14 protein-coding genes are annotated in these 15,687 nt (G+C 69.2%); 1 reads left to right on the plus strand and 13 read right to left on the minus strand.

Features of this window, described 5'->3' with window-relative positions:
• Positions 1-166 precede the first annotated feature (166 nt).
• Genes M4D77_RS12120 through M4D77_RS12140 form a run of 5 tightly spaced genes read right to left on the minus strand, consistent with a single transcriptional unit; the run spans position 167 to position 4,436 of the window.
• A complete protein-coding gene (locus M4D77_RS12120) occupies positions 167-1,396 on the minus strand; it encodes an ABC transporter permease (RefSeq protein ID WP_065630772.1) in 1,230 nt (409 codons plus the stop codon).
• Complete coding sequence (locus M4D77_RS12125; protein ID WP_159370294.1) at positions 1,393-2,289, minus strand: ABC transporter ATP-binding protein; 897 nt, start codon at positions 2,287-2,289, stop codon at positions 1,393-1,395. Before M4D77_RS12125 ends, M4D77_RS12120 begins: the two co-directional genes overlap by 4 nt.
• Positions 2,286-2,900 (minus strand): hypothetical protein, encoded by a 615-nt coding sequence (locus tag M4D77_RS12130; protein WP_259936304.1) that lies wholly within the window; start codon positions 2,898-2,900, stop codon positions 2,286-2,288. The genes M4D77_RS12125 and M4D77_RS12130 overlap by 4 nt, the downstream gene beginning before the upstream one ends.
• On the minus strand, positions 2,897-3,220 hold the full coding sequence (locus tag M4D77_RS12135; protein WP_065630775.1) for a helix-turn-helix transcriptional regulator: 324 nt from the start codon (positions 3,218-3,220) through the stop codon (positions 2,897-2,899). The genes M4D77_RS12130 and M4D77_RS12135 overlap by 4 nt, the downstream gene beginning before the upstream one ends.
• A 46-nt stretch (positions 3,221-3,266) precedes the next feature.
• The gene (locus M4D77_RS12140; RefSeq protein ID WP_259936305.1) at positions 3,267-4,436 is read right to left on the minus strand and encodes an NAD(P)/FAD-dependent oxidoreductase; all 1,170 of its coding nucleotides are present in this window, start codon (positions 4,434-4,436) and stop codon (positions 3,267-3,269) included.
• Between the two features lie 53 nt (positions 4,437-4,489).
• On the opposite strand from M4D77_RS12140, the gene M4D77_RS12145 reads away from it, so the two are divergent.
• A complete protein-coding gene (locus M4D77_RS12145) occupies positions 4,490-5,221 on the plus strand; it encodes an enoyl-CoA hydratase (protein ID WP_259936306.1) in 732 nt (243 codons plus the stop codon).
• Positions 5,222-5,235: 14 nt separating this feature from the next.
• On the opposite strand, the gene M4D77_RS12150 is transcribed toward M4D77_RS12145, so the two are convergent.
• The 8 genes from M4D77_RS12150 to M4D77_RS12185 form a co-directional block, all read right to left on the minus strand.
• A complete protein-coding gene (locus M4D77_RS12150; RefSeq protein ID WP_137810981.1) occupies positions 5,236-6,330 on the minus strand; it encodes an XdhC family protein in 1,095 nt (364 codons plus the stop codon).
• Between the two features lie 58 nt (positions 6,331-6,388).
• Positions 6,389-7,204, minus strand: coding sequence for an IclR family transcriptional regulator (locus M4D77_RS12155; protein ID WP_259936307.1), 816 nt, complete (start codon positions 7,202-7,204; stop codon positions 6,389-6,391).
• Positions 7,205-7,311: 107 nt separating this feature from the next.
• On the minus strand, positions 7,312-9,768 hold the full coding sequence (locus M4D77_RS12160; protein WP_137810979.1) for an FAD-dependent oxidoreductase: 2,457 nt from the start codon (positions 9,766-9,768) through the stop codon (positions 7,312-7,314).
• A gap of 41 nt (positions 9,769-9,809) precedes the next feature.
• Positions 9,810-10,658: a formyltetrahydrofolate deformylase gene (gene purU / locus M4D77_RS12165; protein WP_137810978.1), complete on the minus strand. Its 849-nt coding sequence runs from the start codon at positions 10,656-10,658 to the stop codon at positions 9,810-9,812.
• 9 nt (positions 10,659-10,667) lie between these two features.
• Positions 10,668-11,267: a sarcosine oxidase subunit gamma gene (locus M4D77_RS12170; RefSeq protein ID WP_259936308.1), complete on the minus strand. Its 600-nt coding sequence runs from the start codon at positions 11,265-11,267 to the stop codon at positions 10,668-10,670.
• A complete protein-coding gene (locus tag M4D77_RS12175; protein WP_259936309.1) occupies positions 11,260-14,097 on the minus strand; it encodes a 2Fe-2S iron-sulfur cluster-binding protein in 2,838 nt (945 codons plus the stop codon). The genes M4D77_RS12170 and M4D77_RS12175 overlap by 8 nt, the downstream gene beginning before the upstream one ends.
• Positions 14,094-14,402 carry a sarcosine oxidase subunit delta gene (locus M4D77_RS12180; RefSeq protein WP_065630783.1) on the minus strand — a complete coding sequence of 103 codons (309 nt, stop codon included), beginning with the start codon at positions 14,400-14,402 and terminating at the stop codon, positions 14,094-14,096. Before M4D77_RS12180 ends, M4D77_RS12175 begins: the two co-directional genes overlap by 4 nt.
• 25 nt (positions 14,403-14,427) lie before the next feature.
• Positions 14,428-15,687 (minus strand): sarcosine oxidase subunit beta family protein, encoded by a 1,260-nt coding sequence (locus tag M4D77_RS12185; RefSeq protein WP_065630784.1) that lies wholly within the window; start codon positions 15,685-15,687, stop codon positions 14,428-14,430.

The raw sequence follows: 15,687 nt of genomic DNA on the forward strand, positions 1-15,687 counted from the left end.
TGGTTTCGACACGGCGACTCGCCTAGCGGCTCGTTGCCGGCTCAACCAGCGGAGGGCGCGGCGAAGGGTCCTGCCACGCATCGCAACAGGACCCTTCGTGACGCTCACAAGCTCGCTCCTCAGCTCAGGGGTCGGAGGGTGACGCTCGCAAGCTCGCTCCTCAGGCTCAGCGGGCGAGCTTGAGTACCTCGCCCCAGCCGATCCGCGAGCCGGTGCGCAGGATGGACCGCTGGTAGATCCGCGCGGCGATCCAGGTGGCCGCAGCACAGGCGGCGCCCATCAGGCCGAAGGTGACGATGATCTGGACGGCATCGGTGTCGCCGGTCGCGATGCGCATCGGCATGAGCGCCGCGCTGAACGGCGGTATCCAGCTGAGCACCTCGATCAACGTCGAATCCATCGCCTGCACACCGAAGATGCCGGAGTACAGCACCGCCACCGCGAGGAATGTCAGCGGCGCGGACGACGAGTTCAGCTCCTCCTGCCGGGAGACGATGGCCCCGGTTGCCGCGTAGAGCGAGGAGAAGAACAGGAAGCCGAGGATGAACCAGGCGATCACCGCCGCGAACATCCCGATGGCGGCGCCCGGAAGGGTGAGGATTCCGGTCGCGGTTCCCGCGATCAGCGCGGTGGCACCGAGCAGTACCACCTGCCCGAGGGCGACCACACCGATGCCGATGATCTTGCCCCACAACAGATGCAGCGGCTTGATGGTCGCCAGGAGCAGTTCTACGACGCGCGACGTCTTCTCCTCGACGACGCCGACGGCGACCATCGTGCCGCCCATCATGATCGCGGTGACGAGCAGCACCACGCCGACCATCGCGATGAGCAGGCGCTGTCCCTCGTCTGGGTTGTCCGGTTCGGTCTGCGAGACCGAGATGTCCACGGTCGGCAGGGCGGCGGCGTCGACACCGCGTTCGGCCAGTGCCGCAGAGAGATTCGCCTGCGACACCGCGGTGCGGATCGGGCCCTCCACAGCCGGTTCGAGGCTGTCCTTGGTGATGATCACATACGATCCCGGCGTCTCTCCGGGCACCAGCGCGGCCTTCACGTCGCCGCTGTTGACCCGATCGCGTGCCTGTTCGACGGTGTCGGCCGGCTCGGTGGCGATCGTCGTGCCGGAGGCCTCACCGACGGAGACGATGGATTCGGTGACGGCGGCCGGCTGACCCACGACGGCGACCTTCTCGACGTCGTCGCCGCCGGAGAACAGGTTGATGATGATGGACCCGGCGACGATCACGATCATCAGCAGCGCGGTACTGACGACGAAGGACTTGGTCTTGGCGCGCGTGGTGATCTCGCGGCCGGCGACGAGTCGGATCGCCTGTGCGGCAGATGCTCTCGGATCGGAACCGGTGGTGGACACCGGGGTGTCGGGTAGCGTGGTCATGCGGAAACCACCTCTCGGAACAGGTCGGTCAGGGACGGGGTCGAGGTCGCGAACCGGTGCACCGGCCCGTTCTGGAGGGCGGTCGCCAGGATCAGCTGATCGTCGGCGATCTCAGGGTCGATCAGCAGGCGGGTCGTCTCGCGGTAGTCGACGCCGCGGACACCGGGCAGGGAGTCGGCCCACGCGACATCGGCACGCGGCCCGGTGATCTCGAGCGTGATGCCCTCGCGTGCACGCAGGTCGTCGACCGTGCCGAGGGCGCGCATCTCACCGCGCGCGATGATGCCCACCCGGTTGCAGAGTCGCTGCACGAGGTCGAGTTGGTGCGAGGAGAAGATCACCGGGATGCCCTCGGCAGCCTTCTCTTTGAGCACGTCGCTCATCACGTCGACGGCGACGGGGTCCAGGCCCGAGAACGGCTCGTCGAGCACCAGGACGCTGGGATCGTGGACCAGGGCGGCGGCGAGCTGGACCCGCTGCTGGTTGCCGAGGCTCAGGTCGGCGACGTTGTCGTCGTAGCGGGCGCCCACGCCGAGGCGATCGGTCCACCGCTGGACGGAATCCTGCGCCTCGGCCGCCGACATCCCGTGCAGCCGTGCGAGAAAGGTCAGCTGTTCGCCGACCTTCATCTTGGGGTACAGGCCTCGCTCCTCGGGCATGTACCCGATTCGTCGACGCAGATCGAGGTCGATCGGCTGGGTGCCGAGGCGAACCTCTCCGGCGTCGGCGGCCAGCACGCCGAGGATGATGCGCATCGTGGTGGACTTGCCGGCGCCGTTGCTGCCGACGAACCCGAAGATCTCACCGGGGTCGACGGAGAAGGTCATGTCGCGCAGGGCGATGAGGTCTCCATAGCGTTTGTGGAGCCCGTCGACGATCAGTGGTGCGGTCATTGCGCACTCTCCTCACTGGGGATGGTGGTCGGGTCGGATGTCGATGACGCGAAGTCCTCGGGATCGGGATCGGCCATCCACCACGCGGTGAGCATGGTGGGCACGCAGATCGCGGCGAGGACGAGCGTGATGAGCAGGATGGCCGATCCGTAGACCGCCTGGCCGGACACCTGGTCGTCGAAGCTGAGGACGACCAGCACCGCGTACGGGATGAACATCAGGCTGTACAGAACGGTGAAACCGATGGAACGCGCCGAATTGCGTTGCGCCACCTGGATCTCGTCGAGAGCGGTGACCGGCGTGTCGGCGATCGACCCGGTGACGATCCGTGTCAGGTACAGGGTCGTGATGATGCCGGCGAGTCCGATCAGGAAGGGCACCAAAAAGATACCGGTGTCGAAGAACGCGAGAATCGAGCTGAGGATCAGCAGGATGGCGAAGAACGCCTGCACGAGCACGAGCCGTCGATAGGTTCGCCGGGTGCGCCACGAGGTGAGGCGGTGGGCGTTCTTGTCGTTGAACTCCTGGTGCCGGCGGCCCCGCCACTCCTCGTAGCGGCGCCAGAGGGCGGGTGTGGCTCCCTCGGGGATGGCCGAATTGGGGTCGTTCATCGTTCACCTCCGGACTCGTCGGTGTGGGTGGCTGGATGCAGGTCTTGACGTGGCGACGATTCGCGCCGGTACAGCGCCGACGACATCGCCCCGAATTCGTGCCGGCTGAACACCGCCTCCACCGGTAGGTCGAAGACGTCGCAGATGCGGAACGCCAGGTCGAGGCTGGGGTAGTTGTCGCCGCGCTCGAGTGCGCCCACCGACTGGACGTTGATGCCGACGACTGCGGCGAGTTCGGCCCGCGACATCCGACGCTCCGCCCGCAGCACGCCGATGCGGTTGTAGATGGGGAGCTTTTCCCCACGGCGTATTGGACTCACCTGACTCAGTGTTGTGAAAACACAACACCTTGTCAAGTGGTGGCAACTACAGCGTGTTCCCAGAAGAGCCTGAGGGCACCCCGAGCAGCTCGGCCGCGACCCGTGCCGCCTCCCGCCCGGCGCGATTGGCCCCGATCGTCGAGGCCGACGGGCCGTAGCCGAGCAGTTGGATCCGGGGATCGGCGTCGACGACCGTCGCGAGGCGGCCGGCCATCGTGATGCCGCCACCCGGCGCGCGCAGGCGTAACGGGGCGAGATGGTCGATGGCGCTGCGAAAACCGGTGTTCCAGAAGATGACGTCGACATCCAGGTGCTCCGGGACGTCCGGGTGATCGGGGGAGTCGCCGGATGGTCCGTCGCAGTCCCAGCACACCCCGGTCTCGGTGATGCGTGTGAACATCGGGCGCCACGCGAGGATTCCGTCGCGCTGCGCGGCCGCGATCGCGGGGGTGAGTGCCAGCCCGGTCACCGACACCACCGAGGTGGGTGGGAGCCCGGCGCGCACCCGCCGTTCGACGCGGGCGACGGCCTCGCGCCCCTGCTCGGGGGTGAACGGTTCCGGGTTGAAGACGGGCTCGCGCCGGGAACACCAGAACGTCTCGCTGCCGGGCGCCTCCCGGGCGATCTCGATCAACAATTGGATGGCGGAGATGCCCGCGCCGACGACCAGGACCCGCTTGCCCTCGAACTCCGCGGGCGAGGTGTAGTCGTGCGTGTGCAGCTGCCGGCCGCGGAAATCGGCGGCCCCGGGGATATGTGGGATGAACGGACGGTCCCAGGTGCCGGTGGCGTTGACGATGAGTTTCGAGGTGACCGACCCGCCGTCGCCCAGCTCGGCGCGGAAGCCGTCGTCCTCGCGGCGCACGGCGCGCACGTGCACGGGTCGATGCACGGTCAGACCGAACTTCTCCTCGTACCGCCCGAAGTACTCGGGGACGGCGGTGGCCGCCGGGAGCTCGTCACAGTCCAGGCCGAGAGCCTCGACGAGGCCCCACCCCGGCAGGTCGTGGACGCGGTTGGCGGTGGCGAGGGTGAGCGTCGGCCACCGGAACTGCCAGGCCCCGCCGGGCCCGGGGGCGTGGTCGAGCATCTGGTAGCGATCGCCGAGGCCGAACCGCTCGAGAAAATAGGCCGCTGAGAGTGCGGCCTGTCCGCCGCCGATGATCAACACATCCGAGTGCGGTGCGGGCGCTGCGCCGGCCGGGGAGATCTGCACGTCCCCACCTTGTCACGACGTGTCGAATGGGTGCGGTGGGTAGGTTGGGGCCCATGATTCACTCCACCACCGACGGGGCGGTCGTCACGATCGAGCTGGACCGGGCCGACAAGCGCAACGCCCTGAACGACGAGATGCTCGCCGGCCTGTCCGATGCGTTCGACGCCGCACTCGGGTCCGGTGCGCGCGCCATCGTGGTGACCGGGCGGGGGCCGGTGTTCAGTGCCGGCGCCGACCTGTCCGGTCCCGTGTACGAGAAGGGCTTTCTCGACACCCTCGTCGGGACCCTGAAGAAGATCGAGTCATCCCCGGTGCCCGTGCTCGCGGCGCTCAACGGCTCCGCGATCGGCGCAGGATTGCAGCTGGCGATGGCCGCCGACCTCCGGGTGATGGCGCCGGATGCGATTGCGGGCATACCGGCGGCGAAACTCGGTGTCGCCGTTGATGAATGGACCATCCGACGCCTGGTGTCGCTGGTGGGGGCGGGGCAGGCCCGGGGGATGCTGATCGGGTGCGATCCGCTGACCGCCGACCGTGCGCACGCACTCGGGTTCGCCAACCGCATCGGCGACCTCGCCGACGCGCAGCATTGGGCGGGCACGATCGCCGGCCTCGCCCCGTTGACGCTGCAGCATTACAAGCTCGTCCTGAACGGCGACGGTGCGCGCGACGCCGCCCCCGAGGATCGGGCGGCGGCGATGATGCGTGCGTGGGAGAGCGACGACCTGCGGGAGGGCCGCGCGGCCCGGGCCGAGAAGCGTCCGCCGCGGTTCACCGGGTTCTGACCCGGAGGTCGACGCTACCGGCGGTGGATCGGTCCGTCGCCGGCGTGCAGCGGTGCGCCGGTGGCGCCGTGCCGCTCGGCGATGAGTTGTGCCGCGATGGCGACTGCGACCTCGCCCGGGGTGTGTCCGCCGAGATCGAGGCCCAGGGGTGAGCGCAGCCGGTCGAGTTGGATGTCGTCGACGCCCGCCTCGCGGAGGCGTTGGTCGCGATCGGCGACCGTCCGCCGCGACCCGAGTGCACCGACGAAGCCGAGTTGCCGGCAGCCGAGTGCCACCTGCAGGGTCGGTACGTCGAATTTCGGGTCGTGCGTCATCACGCAGACCGCCGTCGACGGACCCACCCGGCCGTCCCGGATCTGTTCCGCCAGAAAGCGATCCGGCCAGGATACGACGACCTCGTCGGCGTCGGGGAAGCGTTCGGGGGTGGCGAACACCGGTCGTGCGTCGACGACCGTCACCCGCATGCCGAGACCGGCCCCAACAGAACTGAGTGCACGCACGAAGTCGTTGGCGCCGACCAGTATCAACCGGGCCGGCGGCCCGAAGGTCTGCACGAAGGTCCGGGGACGTTCGTCGGACGGGGCATCGCAGTCGTCGACGCCGATGAGGCCGGTCCGGCCGGTGGCGAGGAGATCGGCGACGTCGCGGTCGAGGCGGCGCCACGGCTGCTGTGAGGCGGCGGTGGCGAAGTACCAGTCGGTCTCGTCGGTGAGGGTCGTGGCCCACGAGACGGGTTCGCCGGCGTCGATCGCCGCCGCGAGTCGGTCGAGCTGGCCGCGCCGACCGCTGCTCGGTGCGACACGTTCGACGAGAACTTCGATGTGCCCGCCGCAGGTCAGACCCGGCGCGGGACTGTCGGGATCGTCGACGCCGTACTGTTCGACGATCGCGACCCCGTCGGCGAGGACGTCGCGGGCGGTGTGCACGAGAGCGGATTCGACGCAGCCACCGGAGACCGAACCGATCACGGTGTCGTCCTCGGTCACGATCATGGCCGCGCCGAGCTCGCGGGGTGCCGATCCCGACGCGCCGACGACCCGGCAGAGTGCGACCGGACGCGCGTCGTCGCCGTCGAGGAGTTCGGTCAGGGACCGCAGGACGTCGCGCATGTACTCCAGTGGACCAGATCTCCCCGACTGCGGCCACGTGGGCGGCGGCCGGCCGACGTCACGACTTCTCGATGATCCCGGGGACGCTGGCCGAACCCGCCGCACGGTAGCCGAACATGCGGCTGAGATCGGCGGCCGCAGAGACGACGGTCGCGGTCAGCTCCTCCGTGTCGTCCGGGTCGAGCCGATAGCGCGGGCCGGAGACGCTCAGGGCCCACACGATGGTGCCCGTGTGATCGCGTACCGGTGCGGCAATCGCCACCAGGCCGACCTCGAGTTCCTCCACCGCCATCGCCCAACCCCGGCGCTCGACCTCGCGCAGGTCGGCGACGAGGTCGTCGATGTCGACGACCGTGTGGTCGGTGAACCTGGTCAACCCGCCCGCGAAGGTCTCGCGCACCTCGTCTTCGGACAGACCTGCGAGCAGGACCTTCCCCGAGGACGTCGCGTGAGCGGGGGAGGCCTGGCCCACCCAGGTGCGGAGGGCGACCGCGGACGGCCCTTTGGCCTCGACGACGTTGATGGCCTGCGACTCGGCGAGGACGGCGAGATTGGTGGTCTCACCGGTCTGCGCGGCCAGCGCGTCACAGGTGTCCTGCCCACATCTGGTCATGTCGAGGGTTGCCATCGTCGACCCGGCGAGGCGGACCACCGTGAGGCCGATCCGGTACTTGCGACCGTCCGGTACCTGCTCGACGAAACCGCGTGCCTCGAGTGACGAGACGATTCGGGAGACGGTGGATTTGTGGACGCCGAGCTCGACGGCGAGTTCGGTGATGCCGGCCGACCCGGCGGACCCGACGAGCTCCAACACCTGCAGTGCCCGATCGACCGCGCCCCCCGGACGTTCGGTCTCCGCACTCTGCTCAGTCATCGCAGCGCCCAGGGTACCGGTCGGGGCGGGTGGGACCGGAACCGCGTCGCGAACCGCGGCAAGCCGTCCCGGGCGGGTCACGGGCGTCGGTGGGTACCCGGAACCGCTCATCTCCGGATCCGGGTCATCTGAGGATCGACCACCGGGTCGGCGATGACGACGGCCGTGTGATGGGTGGTCTGGTAGGCGACGTCGACCGAGGTGTCGTCGGGGAGGTCGGCGGGCAACCAGGCGTAGGCCAGGCACGCGCCGACCGTCGCCGACCACCCGGCGCTGGTGACGTAGCCGACGACCCGGCCGCCCATCGATACCGGCTCCTTGCCCAGGACGACCGCCGCCGGATCGGTGAAACGCAGGGTGCGCAGCGTGTTCGGCGCATCACGCTCGGCCAGGGCGGCGCGGCCGAGGAAGTCGTCCGCGGTCTTGCGGATGGCGAAACCGAGCCCGGCAGCAGCGGGCGTGTGCTCGGTGGTCATGTCGGAACCGGCCGCCCGGTAACCCTTCTCGATCCGCAGGCTGTTGAAGGCGATCCGGCCGGCCGCGATGATGCCGTGGGGATCGCCCGCCGCTGCCACCGCGTCCCACAGCGCCGGTCCGTCGGCCGCGGAAGTGTAGATCTCCCAACCGAGTTCGCCCACGTACGAGACACGCATCAGGGTCACCGGGATTCGGGCGACGGTGGTGGTGAGCGCACGGAAGTAGCGGAGGCCGTCGTTGGTGAGGTCGGCCGGCGTGAGCGGTGCCAGCACGTCGCGCGCCAGCGGGCCCCAGAGACCGAGACAGCAGGTGGCCGTGGTGATGTCGCGCAGGACGACCGAGCCGTCCGCCGGGAGGTGCCGGCTGATCCAGTCGAAGTCCAGCGGACCGTTGGCGCCCACCTGGAACACGTCGTCGGCGAGCCGGGCGACGGTCAGATCCGAACGGATGCCGCCCTTCTCGTCGAGCATCAGCGTGTAGGTCACCGAGCCGACGGACTTGTCCATCTTGTTGGTGGTGAGGTGTTGGAGAAGGGCGAGCGCACCCGGACCCGACAGCTCGAACCGGGTCAGCGGGGTCATGTCGTACATCGCGACGTGGCTGCGGGTGTGCGCCGCCTCGGCGACGGAGACAGGCGACCAGTGCCGGGCCGACCAGCTGTCGCGCTCCGGTATGACGAGCCCGTCGGCGAGCTTCTGATCAAGCAGCGGACGGTTGGCCTCGTACCAGGCGGGTCGTTCCCAGAGTCCGCTCTCCCAGAACTCGGCGCCGAGTGCGGCCTCGCGGTCGTGGAACGGGCTGAGACGCACGTTGCGCGGGGCCCTGCGCTGATCGTGCGGGTGGATGATGTCGTAGACCTCCACGAAGGCCTGCGAACTCGTGGTGAGGATGAAGTCGTCGGTGAGTGCGTCGTCTTCGAAGCGGTACAGGTCGGTCTCGTGGACGTCGATACCGGGGGTGCCGTCGATCATCCACTCCGCCATCGTCTTCGCGACGCCCGCCGAGTGGGTGACCCACACGGCCTCGGCGACCCAGAAACCGGCCAGGTCGCGATGTTCGCCCATGACCGAATGGCCGTCGGCGGTGAACGAGAAGATCCCGTTGAAGCCCTCCTCGACCTTGCCGTTGCCGAGTTCGGGTAGCAGGGCCACCGAGTGCTGCCACGCGTCGTCGAAGTCCTCCGGGGTGAACATGAGCTTGGAGGGCATGTCCGCCAGTGTGATCGCAGTGTCGTGGTCCAGGTCGCCCACGTCCGAGGGCATCGGCCGGTGACCGTAATAGCCGATGCCGATCCGGTCGCCGTGTTCGCGGTAGTACAGGTCGCGGTCCTGGTGGCGCAGGATCGGGAGCGTCGCCTCGGCCAGGGCGGAATTGACGCCGCGGCGGGAGTCGACCGGCGTGGTGATCGCGTACTGATGTGCCATCGGGACCAGGGGGATGGTCAGTCCCACCCGGCGGCCGAACTCGCGGCCCCAGAAACCGGTGCAGCACACCACGATGTCGGCGTCGACGACTCCGGTCGTGGTGCGGACCCCACGCACCTCACCGTTGGCCTCGACCACGTCGACCACCTCCTGTCCGCCACGGAACTCGGCGCCGCGCGCCATCGCGCGGCGGGCCTGGGCCTCGACCGCGCGCAACGCTTTCGCGAGGCCGTCGTTCGGCGTGTGCAGCCCGCCGAGGACAGCATCGCGTTCGAGGAGCGGATGCATCGCAGCGCATTCCGCGGGGTCGACGAGTCGGTGTTCGACGCCACGAGCGGCCGCCCACCCGGCCTTGCGATGCAGGTCCTCCCACCGTTCCGGGGTGGTGGCCAGTTCCAGTCCGCCCACCGGGTTGAAGCACCAGCCGTCGGGATGAGCGAGCGCGGAGAACTTCTCGATCGTGTAGGAGGCGAGCGCGGTCATCGTCTTGGACGGATTCGTCGCGAAGACGAGGCCCGGCGCGTGCGAGGTCGACCCGCCGGTGGCGAAGAGCGGGCCGCGGTCGAGGACGTTGACGTCGGTCCAACCGCGCTGGGTGAGCTCGTCGGCGAGTGAGGTACCGACGATGCCGGCGCCGACGATCACGACTTTCGGTGCAGCCATGGGGAACAATCCTTTTCGGGCAGGTGTGGGTCAGGGCTTGGTCAGGTGAAGACCACGGTGCTGGTCCCGTTCATCAGCACCCGGTACTCGCTGTGCCACCGCACGGCGCGCGACAGGGCCAGCGCCTCGGCGTCGCTGCCGACAGTGGCGAGTCGGCGCGGATCGTGGGTGTGGTCGATGCGGATGACCTCCTGCTCGATGATCGGGCCCTCGTCGAGGTCGGGGGTCACGTAGTGCGCGGTCGCGCCGACGTACTTGACTCCGCGCTGATGTGCCTGGTGATACGGCTTGGCGCCCTTGAAGCCCGGCAGGAACGAGTGGTGGATGTTGATGGCCCGGCCGCGCAGTGCCGAACAGGTCTCGTCGGAGATGATCTGCATGTACCGGGCGAGGACGACCAGATCGACGTCGTAGGACGACACCAGGTCGAGCATCGCGTTCTCGGCCGCCGGCTTGGTCTCCGGGGAGACCGGTAGATGGTGAAACGGAAGGCCGGCCGATTCGGTCATCGGGGCCAGATCGGTGTGGTTGGAGGCGACGGCGACCAGCTCACCGCCGAGGGTGCCCGAACGCCAGCGGAAGATCAGGTCGTTGAGGCAGTGCCCCAGTCGAGAGACCATCACCAGGATCCGCTGCGGTGTCTGGTCGTTGATCGAGTATTCGGCGCCCAGACCGGTGGCGAGATGATCGAAAGCCGCCGACAGCTGCTGTGAGCCGGACTCGTGGGCGGACGCGAATTCGGTACGTACGAAGAGGGTGTGGGTCATCGGGTCGTCGTACTGCTGATGGTCGAGCACCTCGCAACCGTGGCTGTAGAGGAACGAGCTGATCGCGTGCGTGACGCCGCTGCGCGACGGGCATCGCAGGGTGAGGGTGAATCGATGAGACATGGGGTTCCTCTACGGCAGCGGGGAAGGAGCGGGCACGATGGCGTACTCGGTGGCGGCGTCGACGAGCCACGCGGCGAGGTAGTCGGCGTAGGAGTTGCGGACGAGGAGGGCGAATCCGTCGGGAACGCGATGCACGATCACCGCGGCCTGGGCCAGCAGTGTCTGGGCCACGTCGTCGGGCCCGAAGCTCCTCGGCGACAGATCGATCGCGCAACCGTGGGCGAGGATCGTCTCGGCGTGCGGGCCGCCGACGACGAGGCGGGTGCGCTGGCCGGAGGCATCGGCGACATACGCGCCGCCCTGCGCACGGTCGGCCATCGCCGCGGCGAACTCGTGCGGTGCGATGCCGGCCGCGTAGGCGAGATACTCGTCGGGACCCAGCCAGACGACCGTGGTGTCCCCGTCGCGCGTCATCCGGCAGGCGCCGGGCAGGTCGAGCTGCTCCGCCGCGGCGGGTTCGGTCGGTCGGATCACCGTCTGTGCCACCGGGGTCGGGCGCAGCAGTACGGCCGGGGCCAGTTCGGCGAACCTCGCCGACCAGTGCTGCAACGGCGAAACCGGTTCGAGGGCGCCGTTGTCCGGCAGAGAATGCACGGTGGTGTCAGCCATCGCGTCGGGCTCCTTCCGCGTCGACGAAAACGGTTGTGGTGATCTCGACTTCGCACAGCGTGTCGCCGATGGGGACATCGAGCCGGCTGCCGATGAGGTCGCGACCGCCCTTCACCAGCGCAAGGGCGAACGGGCGGTCCAGCTCGGCGCTGCGGTAACTCGACGTCACGTGCCCGAGCATCGGCACCGGCGGCGGTGGCAGGGTGCGGTCGACGCGGTGGGAGATGATCTGCGAACCCTCGGGGAGCCGGGTGCTGCCGTCGACCGGCAGCAGTCCGACGAGGTGCTTGCGGTCGGGCGCCGTCGCGGATTCACGCGCGAATGATCGCTTGCCGATGAAGTCCGGCTTCTTCTTCGAGACCGCCCAGCTCATCCCGAGGTCGTGGGGCGTGACGGTGCCGTCGGTGTCCTGGCCGATGATGGGATAGCCCTTCTCGGCGCGCAGGACGTGCATCGTCTCGGTCCCGTAGGGGGTGATGGCGTGCGGTTCACCGGCGTCGATGAGTGCCTGCCACACCGCTTGGGCATAACCGGCCCCGACGTTCACCTCGTAGGCGAGTTCCCCGGAGAAGCTGATCCGCCCGATCCGCACGGGCACGCCGCGAAAGGTGGTGTCCCGCCACGTCATGAACCCGAACGCATCGTTCGAGACGTCCAGATCGGGGAACACGGTGCCCACCACGTCGCGCGAGCGTGGGCCGACCACCGGGAACGTGGCCACCTGGTCGGTCAGCGAGGTCATCCACACCCGGAGGTCCGGCCACTCGGTCTGATGCCATTCCTCCATCCAGTCGAGGACGGCCGCGGCGTTGCCGGTCGTGGTGTACACGGTGTAGCGGTCGTCGGCGATCCGCATCACGGTGCCGTCGTCGAACACCATGCCGTCCGCGCCGCACATGACGCCGTAGCGGACCTTGCCGACCGCGAGGGTGCTCATCATGTTGGTGTAGAGCAGGTCGAGGAAGGCCGGGGCGTCGGGACCGGCGACATCGATCACGCCGAGGGTGGAGCCGTCGAGGATGCCCACTCCCGTTCGCACGGAGGCGCATTCGCGGAGGGCCGCGTCGTGCATGTCCTCGCCGCCACGCGGGTAGTACCGCGGCCGTTTCCACTGGCCGACGTCCTCGAAGACGGCGCCGCGCTCGACGTGCCAGTCGTGGATCGGGGTCCGCCGCACCGGGTCGTACCGGTCGCCGCGATCACGTCCGGCGAGCGCGGCGAAGGTCACCGGGGTGTACGGAGGACGGAAGGTGGTGGTGCCGGCGTCGTTCACGGGGATGCCGAGCATCTCCGCGACGATGCCGGAGGTGACGATGCCCGAGGTCTTGCCCTGGTCGTGCCCGGTGCCGATGGTGGTGTAGCGCTTGACGTGTTCCACCGATCGCATCCCGGCACCCAGCGCCCGGGCGATGTCGGCGACGGTCGCGTCGCGCTGGAGGTCGACGAACGAGAGGGTGTCGTCGTCGGGACTGCCGGGCACGTACCAGCAGACGGCCGGCGCGGCCGGAATCCGCTCGGTGACGCGCGGGATGGCGCGCAACTCCGGTGGCGCCATACCGAGTCCGGCGAGGGTCGCCACCGCGCCGCGTCGACCGTCGGCCAGGCTGTCGCCCAAGGTGGTCGAACCCGCTGCGGCACCGACGATCTCGGTCTTAGACACGGTTCCCGTGGGCAGGAAGGTCGCGGCTCGGTCGTCGAAGGCGATGGTTCCGCGCAGTTGACTCCAGAGGTGCACCGCCGGATTCCAACCGCCACTGACCAGGACGGTGTCGCAGACCAGGGACGAGCCGTCGCTGAGGTCGATCCCGGTGACCGCATCGGTGCCGTGCGCTCGGATCACGGTCGTACCCGCGAGGATCGGGATGCCGCGCCGGCGGGCGTTCTCGCCCAGGTCCGCGCTGACGGCCGGGCGGACGTCGACGACGGCGGGAACCGAGACCCCGGCGTCGACGAGCGCGAAGGCCGCGGTGTAGGCGGAATCGCATGCGGTGAAGACCACGGCCGTCCGGCCGACCCGGACGCCGTAGCGGCTGAGGTAGTCACCGCCGGCGCCGGCCAGCATGACCCCGGGCACGTCGTTGCCGGCGAAGACGATCGGTCGCTCGTGGGCGCCGGTGGCGAGAACGAGACGTCGGGCCCGGATACGGTGCACCCGTTGCCGGGAGAGGTGTGCGGGCGCATCGGTACCGAGGTGATCGGTGCGATGTTCGACAGCCAGCACGAAGCCGTCGTCGTAGGCGCCGAACGCGGTGGTGCGGGTCAGACGCGTGACGTTCGGGTGGGCATCGAGCTCGGCGACGGCCTCGGCCACCCATCCGGCGCCGGGAGTACGGCCACCGGGTTCGCTGCGCTCGTCGACCAGGAGAACGTGGGCTCCGGCACGGGCGCAATTGAGGGCCGCCATCAGGCCCGCGGCGCCCGCACCGACGACGAGCACGTCCGGATGGTGGTGCAGCGAGTCGTATCGGGCGTCGTCGACGGTGCTGCTCAGCTTTCCCCAGCCCGGTACCCCGTGGGCGACGAGGCCGGGACACAGGGCGACGGTGGTGGCCGGCACCATCGGTTCCACGAACGGGGCGTCGATGCCGACCTGCGCGGTGGCGTCCTCGGCCCAGGCTCCGGTGACGCCGCGCGGGCGCCCGAGGTTGACGCTGGTGGTGACCACCCGCACCCCGTTGGCGAGCAGGGCCGACGCGAGGGTGTCGCCCGCGTAGCCGCGGTAGGTGACCCCGTCGAACACGAAGTCGATCGGCGTGCTCCGGTCGATGCGTCCACCGGCTCCGGTCCGGAACGGCTGAGCGGGAGTGGATTTCGGGTCGGTGGTGCTCATCGGGCTGCTCCGGATGCGGGTTCGGTGGGGGATGCGGTGGCGGGCGACCGCGAGGGCACCGTCTCGCCGGTGAAGGCGTGCGTGCGTGTGTCGCGCTCGACGGTGAACCACTGGCGGCACCCGGTGGTGTGGCACCACCGTTCGGTCATCGCCCCCTTGGGATTGGGCCGGAAGAACAAGTAGTGTGCCCACGCGGTGTCGTCGAGGTCGGCGGGTCGCTCGGGATAGGCGACACCGGCCGCGGCACCGTAGTGGAACTCGGTTTCCTCACGGGGCCCGCAGTGCGGGCAGCGGATCATCTGCATCGTGGTGTCCTCGGCGGTGGCTGGTTCAGTGGGCGACGGCGGCCGCGCCGTGCTCGTCGATGAGGCGGCCGGTGACGAACCGGTCGAGGGTGAACGGTGCGTTGACGGCGTGCGGGCTGCCGGTGGCGATCGTGTGCGCCAGCGCCCAACCGACGCCCGGGGTCGCCTTGAATCCGCCGGTGCCCCAACCACAGTTGAGGTAGAGGTTCTCGTACGGGGTGGCACCGACGATGGGTGAGGCGTCGGGGGTGACGTCGACGATCCCGCCCCATGTCCGCAGGAGGCGGGCCCGCCCGAACACCGGGAACAGCTCCACCGCGGCAGCCATCTGACGCTCGATGATGTGGAAGGCGCCGCGCTGCCCGTATCCGTTGTAGGAGTCGACCCCGGCGCCCATCACCAGCTCACCCTTGTGGGCCTGGGACACGTAGACATGCACCGCGTTCGACATCACCACGGTCGGGTGGATGGGCTCGAGGAGTTCGGACACCAGGGCCTGCAGCGGATGACTCTGGATCGGAACCCGGAAACCGAGCTGGTCGGTGAGCGTCGAGGTGTGTCCGGCGGCGCACAGCGCGACGGTGCCCGCAGCGATGCGGCCGCGGGTGGTCTCGACGCCGACCACCCGGTCGCCGTCGGTGACGAACCCGGTGACCTCGCAGTTCTGGATGATGTCGACGCCCGCATCGCTGGCGCTGCGAGCGAAACCCCAGGCGACGTAGTCGTGTTTGGCGATGCCGCCACGGGGTTGAAAGGTCGCGCCCAGCACCGGATAACGGATGTCGGAGGAGGTGTTGACGATCGGGCACACCTCCGCGACCTGCTTGGGATCCAGCCATTCGGCATCGATGCCGTTCAGCCGATTGGCCTCCACCCGCCGGATGCTGTCGCGCACATCCTGTTCGGTGTGGGCGAGGTTGAGTACGCCGCGCTGACTGAAGAGGATGGGGTATCCGAGCTCGTCCTCGAGACCCTCCCACAGCTTCAGCGAGTGCTCGTAGATCCCGGCGCTCTCGTCCCAGAGATAGTTGGATCGGATCAGGGTGGTGTTGCGCGCCATGTTGCCGCCGGCCAGCCAACCCCGTTCCAGGACGGCGACATCGGTGATGCCGTGGACGCGGGCGAGGTAGTGGGCCGTGGCGAGACCGTGGCCGCCGCCTCCCACGATGACGACATCGTAGGAGGACTTGGGTTCGGGTGCGCGCCAAAGGAACTCGGGGTGGTGGGGGAGGTGGGCGCCCGGGGGCGCCAGGCCCGCGGGACGCGGTGTCTTCTGGCTTGTCAT

It is taken from the genome of Gordonia sp. p3-SID1431, from assembly GCF_025143765.1.
Classification (GTDB): Bacteria; Actinomycetota; Actinomycetes; order Mycobacteriales; family Mycobacteriaceae; genus Gordonia; species Gordonia hongkongensis.